The following is a 7,051-nucleotide window of genomic DNA, read 5'->3' on the forward strand; positions in this document are numbered from 1 at the left end:
GTCCAGAGGCTCGCCGCGAGCCTGCGAGCGGTGAGGAGGACGAGGTCCCCCATGGCACCTGCCCCCGTCCAGAGGCTCGCCGCGAGCCTGCGAGCGGTGAGGAGGACGAGGTCCCCCATGGCACCTGGCCCCGTCCAGAGGCTCGCCGCGAGCCTGCGAGCGGTGAGGAGGACGGGGTCCTTCCTCAGCCGCAGATGGCGCCCTGCGCGGCCGACCCGACCAGCTTGGCGTACTTGCCGAGGACCCCGGTGGTGTAGCGCGGGGGCAGCGGGGTCCACGCGGCGCGGCGGCGGGCCAGCTCGGCGTCGTCCACGAGCAGGTCGAGGGTGCGGGTGGTGAGGTCCAGCCGGATCGGGTCGCCGTCCTGCACCAGCGCGATCGGGCCGCCGTCGGTGGCCTCGGGCGCGACGTGGCCGACGCACAGGCCGGTCGTCCCGCCGGAGAACCGGCCGTCGGTGAGCAGCAGGACGTCCTTGCCGAGGCCCGCGCCCTTGATCGCGCCGGTGACGGCGAGCATCTCCCGCATGCCCGGGCCGCCCCGGGGCCCCTCGTAGCGGATGACGACGACGTCGCCGGCCTTGAGCGTGCCCTCGGTGACGGCGTCCATCGCACCCTGCTCGCCGTCGAAGACGCGCGCGGTGCCCTCGAAGACGTCGGCGTCGAAGCCCGCGGACTTCACGACCGCCCCCTCCGGGGACAGCGAGCCACGGAGGATGGTCAGCCCGCCGGTCTTGTGGATCGGGTCGCTCATCGCGTGGACGATCGTGCCGTCGAGGTCGGGCGGGGCGATCTCCTCGAGGTTCTCGGCCATGGTCCGGCCGGTGACGGTGAGGGTGTCGCCGTGCAGCAGGCCGGCGTCGAGCAGCGCGCGCAGCACGACCGGGACGCCGCCGACGCGGTCGATGTCGGTCATCACGTAACGGCCGAACGGCTTGACGTCGGCCAGGTGCGGCGTGCGGTCGCCGATCCGGTTGAAGTCGTCGAGGGTCAGGTCGACCTGCGCCTCGTGCGCGATCGCCAGCAGGTGCAGGACGGCGTTGGTCGAGCCGCCGAGCGCCATGACCACGGTGATCGCGTTCTCGAACGCCTTCCTGGTCATGATCTGGCGGGCGGTGATGCCCTGGCGCAGCAGGTTGACCACGGCCTCGCCGGAGGCGACGGCGAACGCGTCGCGGCGGCTGTCGGGGGCCGGCGGGGCGGCGCTGCCGGGCAGGGCCATGCCCAGCGCCTCGGCGACGCTGGCCATGGTGTTGGCCGTGTACATGCCACCGCAGGAGCCCATCCCCGGGCAGGCGGCCTTCTCGATGGCGTCGAGGTCCTCGCGCGTGATCAGCCCGCGGGCGCAGGCGCCGACGCCCTCGAAGACGTCGATGATCGTGAGGTCGTCGCGGTCGCCGAGGCGCCCGGGCAGCGTCGACCCCGAGTAGAGGAAGACGCTGGCCAGGTCGAGGCGCGCGGCGGCCATGAGCATGCCGGGCAGCGACTTGTCGCAGCCGGCCAGCAGCACCGAGCCGTCGAGCCGCTCCGCGAACACGACCGTCTCGACCGAGTCGGCGATGACCTCGCGGGACACCAGCGAGGCGCGCATCCCCTCGTGGCCCATGGAGATGCCGTCGGAGACCGAGATGGTGCCGAACTCCAGCGGGTAGCCGCCGGCGGCGTGCACGCCCTCCTTGGCCCGCTTGGCCAGCCGGTCCAGCGAGAGGTTGCAGGGGGTGATCTCGTTCCAGGACGACGCGACGCCGATCTGCGGCTTGTCCCAGTCGTCGTCGCCCATGCCGACGGCGCGGAGCATCGCGCGGGCCGGGGCCCTGGTGATGCCGTCGGTCACCTCACGGCTGCGGGGCTTGACGTCTGCGGTGGCGCGGGGTTCCTCGACGGTGGTCACGTCCCGGGATCGTAGGCCGGTCCGCGGTCGCCGCCGAGGGAGCGCCGATACTGGTACCGACACCACCACCGAGCCCGGGAGCCGCCGTGCCGCCGTCCGCGCGCCGGGAGCTGGCCGAGTTCCTCCGCTCCCGCCGCCGCCAGCTCGACCCGCGCGAGGCGGGACTGCCGGCCGGCGGCGCCCGCCGCACCCCGGGGCTGCGGCGGGAGGAGGTCGCGCTGCTGTCCGGGGTGAGCCACACCTGGTACACGTGGCTGGAGCAGGGCCGCGACATCCGGCCCTCCCGGCAGGTCGTCGACGCCCTCGCCCGCACGCTGCGGATGTCGCCGGCCGAGCACGAGTACGTCCGCCGCCTGACCGGGCACGGCGGCGCCCCGCCGCCGAGCGAGCCCGACGGGGTGCCCGCCCACGTGCAGCGGCTGCTGGACGCCCTGGGCCCCTCCCCCGCGTACGTGATCACCCCGAGCTGGTCGATCGTCGGCTGGAACCACGCCTACGAGCGGTTCTACCCGGGTGTCGCCGCCGTCCCGTCCGCCGACCGCAACCTGCTGTGGCTGGTCTTCACCGACCCGGCCGTGCGCGATCTGCTCGGCGACTGGACGACCGACAGCCGCCGCTTCCTCACCCAGTTCCGCGCAGAGGTGGGGCCGCGGCTGGCCGACCGCGAGGTCGTCGACCTCGTCGCCCGGCTGGAGGCGGCCAGCCCGCACTTCCGGGCCGGCTGGGCCAGTCACGACGTCGACCGGTTCAGCTCCTCGGAGCGGCGCTTCGAGCACCCCCTGGTCGGCACGCTGCTGCTCGAGCACCACCAGCTGACGCCCGCGGACGCACCCGGCCTGCAGTTGGTCGTCTACACCGCCGCCGAGGGCAGCGACGCCGCGGCCAAGCTCACCCGGCCGGCGGGCCCCGACCGTCTGGGAGGATGAGCAGCCGTGGTCGCTCCCGCCCGGTTGCGGATGAGCCGGACGGCGATGCTCCCGGTCGCCTTCCTCTTCGTCTGCGCCGTCCCGCTCGCCTTCGCCGCGCCCTGGACGCCGGTGTTCCTGCTCGTGCCCGTGCTCGTCGCCGTGTGGGTGCTCCGCGTCGGCGTGGACGTCGGGGACGACGGCGTCACGGTGCGCTCCCTGGCCGGTCGGCGTCGGGTGCCCTGGGACGAGCTGGCCGGCATCCGGGTCGGCGAGCGCGGGGACCTGTGGCTGGTCACCACCCGCGGCACGCAGGTGCGGCTGCCGGTGCTGCGGGCCCGCGACCTGCCCCGCCTGGCCGCCCTCTCCGACGGGCGGATCCCCGACCCCGCCTGACACCGTCCGGCCGGCTCAACGGCCGCTTTGCATGACCATTCACGGTCGTGCATACTCTTACCCGTGTCCAAGGTGCTCACGTCCCTGCCCGTCGGCGAGCGCGTCGGGATCGCCTTCTCCGGCGGCCTCGACACCTCCGTGGCCGTCGCGTGGATGCGCGACAAGGGTGCGGTGCCGTGCACCTACACCGCCGACATCGGCCAGTACGACGAGCCCGACATCGCCTCCGTGCCCGGTCGCGCCACCGCCTACGGCGCGGAGGTCGCCCGGCTGGTCGACTGCCGGGCCGCCCTGGTGGAGGAGGGCCTGGCGGCGCTCACCTGCGGGGCGTTCCACATCCGGTCCGGCGGCCGTGCCTACTTCAACACCACCCCGCTCGGCCGGGCGGTCACCGGCACGCTGCTGGTGCGGGCCATGCTCGAGGACGACGTCCAGATCTGGGGGGACGGCTCGACCTTCAAGGGCAACGACATCGAGCGGTTCTACCGCTACGGCCTGCTGGCCAACCCGTCGCTGCGGATCTACAAGCCGTGGCTGGACGCCCACTTCGTGAACGAGCTCGGCGGCCGCAGGGAGATGTCGGAGTGGCTGGTCGCCCACGGCCTGCCCTACCGGGACAGCACCGAGAAGGCCTACTCCACCGACGCCAACATCTGGGGCGCCACCCACGAGGCCAAGCGCCTGGAGCACCTCGACGCAGACATCGAGATCGTCGAGCCGATCATGGGTGTGCGGTTCTGGGACCCGGACGTCGAGATCGCCCCCGAGGACGTCACGGTCGGCTTCGCGCAGGGCCGGCCGGTGACCATCAACGGCAAGGAGTTCGCCTCCCCCGTCGACCTGGTGCTGGAGGCCAACGCCATCGGCGGCCGGCACGGCCTGGGCATGTCCGACCAGATCGAGAACCGCATCATCGAGGCCAAGAGCCGGGGCATCTACGAGGCGCCGGGCATGGCGCTGCTGCACGCGGCCTACGAGCGGCTGGTCAACGCCATCCACAACGAGGACACCCTCGCCACCTACCACAGCGAGGGACGGCGGCTGGGCCGGCTGCTGTACGAGGGCCGCTGGCTGGACCCGCAGGCGCTGATGCTCCGGGAGTCGCTGCAGCGCTGGGTGGGGACGGCGGTCACCGGCGAGGTCACGCTGCGGCTGCGGCGCGGCGAGGACTACTCGGTCCTCGACACCACCGGTCCGGCGTTCAGCTACCACCCGGACAAGCTCTCCATGGAGCGGACCGAGGACTCCGCGTTCGGGCCGGTCGACCGGATCGGCCAGCTGACCATGCGCAACCTCGACATCGCCGACTCCCGCGCCAAGCTCGAGCAGTACGCGGCGATCGGCATGGTCGACAGCTCGCACGCGGCACTGGTCGGCCCGCTGCGCGAGGGCGGCGCCGAGGCGATCGCCTCCCGCGGCCAGGTGTCCGCCGACGACGAGCTGCTCGACCGCGCCGCGATGGAGTCCGGGACCGACTGACGCCCTAGTAGACCCCGACGACGTTCACCAGCGGCTCGCCGGCCAGCACGCGGGCCAGCTGGTCGGTCACCGCGGCCGCGGCGCGCTCGTTGCTCTGCGGCACGTTGCCCGCGACGTGCGGGGTCAGCAGCAGGCCGGGGGCCGTCCACAGTGGGTGGCCCTCCGGCAGCGGCTCGGGGTCGGTGACGTCGAGGGCCGCCCGCAGCCGCCCCCACCGCAGCTCGGCCAGCAGCGCGCCGGTGTCCACGACGACCCCGCGGGCGGCGTTGACCAGCAGCGCGCCGTCCCGCATGGCGGCGAGGAAGGCGGCGTCCACCAGGCCGGTCGTCTCCTCGGTCACCGGGACCAGGACCACGACGACGTCGGCCTCCGGCAGCAGCCGCGGCAGCTCGCCGGTGCCGTGCACGCCCTCCCGGGCGGTGCGGGCCACGTAGGTCACCTCGGCGTCGAACCCGGCGAGCACCCGGCCGACGGTGCGGCCGATGTCCCCGGCGCCGACCACCAGGACCCGCGCGCCGACCACGGTGCCGCACGTCCGCGGCGCCCAGCGGCCGGCGTCCTGCGCGCGGACGAACTCCGGGATCCCGCGCTGGGCGGCCAGGACCGCGGCCACCACCCACTCGGCGGTGGACGGCGTGTGCGCGCCGCGCGCGTTGCAGAGGACGACGCCCTCGGGCAGCCGGTCCACGAACCGCTCCGCGCCGGCGCTGAGCAGCTGGACCAGCCGCAGGTGCGGCAGCGCGGCGAGGAAGCCGTCGGGGATGCCGGTCCCGCCCCCGGGGACCCACACCTGCGCCTGCGTCGCCTCCCCTGCTGGCGGGCCGTCGGACGGCGGCACCCGGTGGGCGCGCACCCGCGGCGACACCGCCTCCACGGCGGTGGCGAGGGCCGAGGACGGGACGATCACGTGCAGGGTCTCGTCCGGGCCCACGACCCGGGTCCCGGTGATGTCGGAGGTCACGGACCCCGACCCTAAGAGGACCCCGTCCCCCTCCCCGCTCGCAGGCTCGCGGCGAGCCTCCGGACGGGGCCACGCGGGGGCCTGCAGGGGGCCGGGACCCGGGACGGGGCCACCCGGCGCACGTACTGTGCTGGTGTGGGCCGGCAGCGCAGCAGACGGGTGGGCGGTCTCGTCGGCACCGCCCTGCTGACCGCCGTCCTCGTCGGGTGCGGCAGCGGCGGCTACGAGCCGTCGGGCCCGTTCCGGCCGCTGCCCGAGGGCCCGCCGCCGCAGGTGGGGCCGCCGACCGAGTCGACGCAGCCGCCCTCCCCCGGCGACCCCGCCGAGCCGAACTCCGGTGAGGAGGGCGGCGACCCCAACGTCGTGGCCTCGGGGCTGAACGTGCCCACCGGCCTGGTCGTGCTGCCCGACGGCAGCGCGGTCGTCGGGGAGCGCGAGACCGGCCGGCTGCTGCACGTCTTCCCGGACCGTTCGCCCGCCGAGGAGCTCATGACCATCGGCGGCATCGACACCGCCGGCGACGGCGGGCTGCTCGGGCTGGCGCTCTCCCCCACCTTCACCGAGGACGGCCTGCTCTACGCCTACGTCTCCACGGCGACCGACAACCGGGTGGTCCGGTTCCCGCTCGGCGGGACGCCGAACCCGGTGCTCACCAGGATCCCGCGCGGCGAGACGCACAACGGCGGCGGGCTGCTCTTCGGTCTCGACGGCACGCTGTACGTGGGCACCGGCGACACCGGCAACGCCGCCCTGGCCCAGGACCCCGCCTCGCTGGCGGGCAAGGTGCTGCACGTCGACGTGTTCGGCCAGCCGGTCGGCGACGCCGGCCCCGTCCACAGCCAGGGTCACCGGGACGTGACCGCGCTGTGCCTCGGCGGGGACGAGACGATCTTCGCCGCCGACGACGCGGCCGAGGGGCCCGACGAGCTGAACGCGCTCGTCGCGGACGGCGACTACGGCTGGCCGGAGGCCCGGCCGGGCAGCACCGGCCCCGTCGTCGACTTCCCGGCGGCCGAGGGCGGCCTCGGCGGCTGCGCGGTCTCCGGGCGCACCGTCTTCCTCGGCGCGCTCGACGGCGAGCGGGTGCACGCCGTGGTGCTCGACCCCACCGGCACCGCCGCCGACCAGCCGACCGCCTTCCTCACCGACCGCTACGGGCGGCTGCGGACCGTCGTCCTCGACGCCGAGGGCGCGCTCTGGATCACCACGTCCAACCGCGACGGGATCGGCACCCCGGCCGCCGACGACGACAAGGTGCTGCGCATCCTCCCGCCGGGCGGCTCGTCGGACTCCCCGTTGTGACGTGGGGGGGGGGGGGGGGGGGGGGGGGGGGCGCGGCCCCCCCCCCGGCCGCCCCCCCCCCCCCCCCCCCCCCCCCCCCCCCCCCCCCACCCCCCCCCCCCCCCCCCCCCCCCCCCCCCC

General features: G+C 75.1%; 6 protein-coding genes. 4 read left to right on the forward strand and 2 right to left on the reverse strand.

Annotated elements, in window-relative coordinates:
* Positions 1 to 184: 184 nt before the first annotated feature.
* Entirely contained in the window at positions 185 to 1,888 is a 1,704-nt protein-coding gene (gene ilvD / locus ACI782_RS25865) for a dihydroxy-acid dehydratase (RefSeq protein WP_456912983.1), read from the reverse strand.
* Between the two features lie 86 nt (positions 1,889 to 1,974).
* Between ilvD and ACI782_RS25870 the strand changes: the two genes are divergently transcribed.
* From ACI782_RS25870 to argG, 3 genes are all read left to right on the forward strand, one after another.
* Positions 1,975 to 2,814 (forward strand): helix-turn-helix transcriptional regulator, encoded by an 840-nt coding sequence (locus ACI782_RS25870; protein WP_456912984.1) that lies wholly within the window; start codon positions 1,975 to 1,977, stop codon positions 2,812 to 2,814.
* A gap of 6 nt (positions 2,815 to 2,820) precedes the next feature.
* Positions 2,821 to 3,189 (forward strand): PH domain-containing protein, encoded by a 369-nt coding sequence (locus tag ACI782_RS25875; RefSeq protein WP_456912985.1) that lies wholly within the window; start codon positions 2,821 to 2,823, stop codon positions 3,187 to 3,189.
* Positions 3,190 to 3,252: 63 nt separating this feature from the next.
* Positions 3,253 to 4,668 (forward strand): argininosuccinate synthase, encoded by a 1,416-nt coding sequence (gene argG, locus ACI782_RS25880; protein ID WP_456912986.1) that lies wholly within the window; start codon positions 3,253 to 3,255, stop codon positions 4,666 to 4,668.
* Between the two features lie 4 nt (positions 4,669 to 4,672).
* Here argG and ACI782_RS25885 read toward each other — a convergent pair whose 3' ends face one another.
* Positions 4,673 to 5,629, reverse strand: coding sequence for a 2-hydroxyacid dehydrogenase (locus ACI782_RS25885; RefSeq protein ID WP_456912987.1), 957 nt, complete (start codon positions 5,627 to 5,629; stop codon positions 4,673 to 4,675).
* A 159-nt stretch (positions 5,630 to 5,788) separates the two neighbouring features.
* Between ACI782_RS25885 and ACI782_RS25890 the strand changes: the two genes are divergently transcribed.
* Entirely contained in the window at positions 5,789 to 6,931 is a 1,143-nt protein-coding gene (locus ACI782_RS25890; protein ID WP_456912988.1) for a PQQ-dependent sugar dehydrogenase, read from the forward strand.
* The last annotated feature ends 120 nt before the right edge of the window (positions 6,932 to 7,051 follow it).

It is taken from the genome of Geodermatophilus sp. SYSU D00703, from assembly GCF_054050155.1.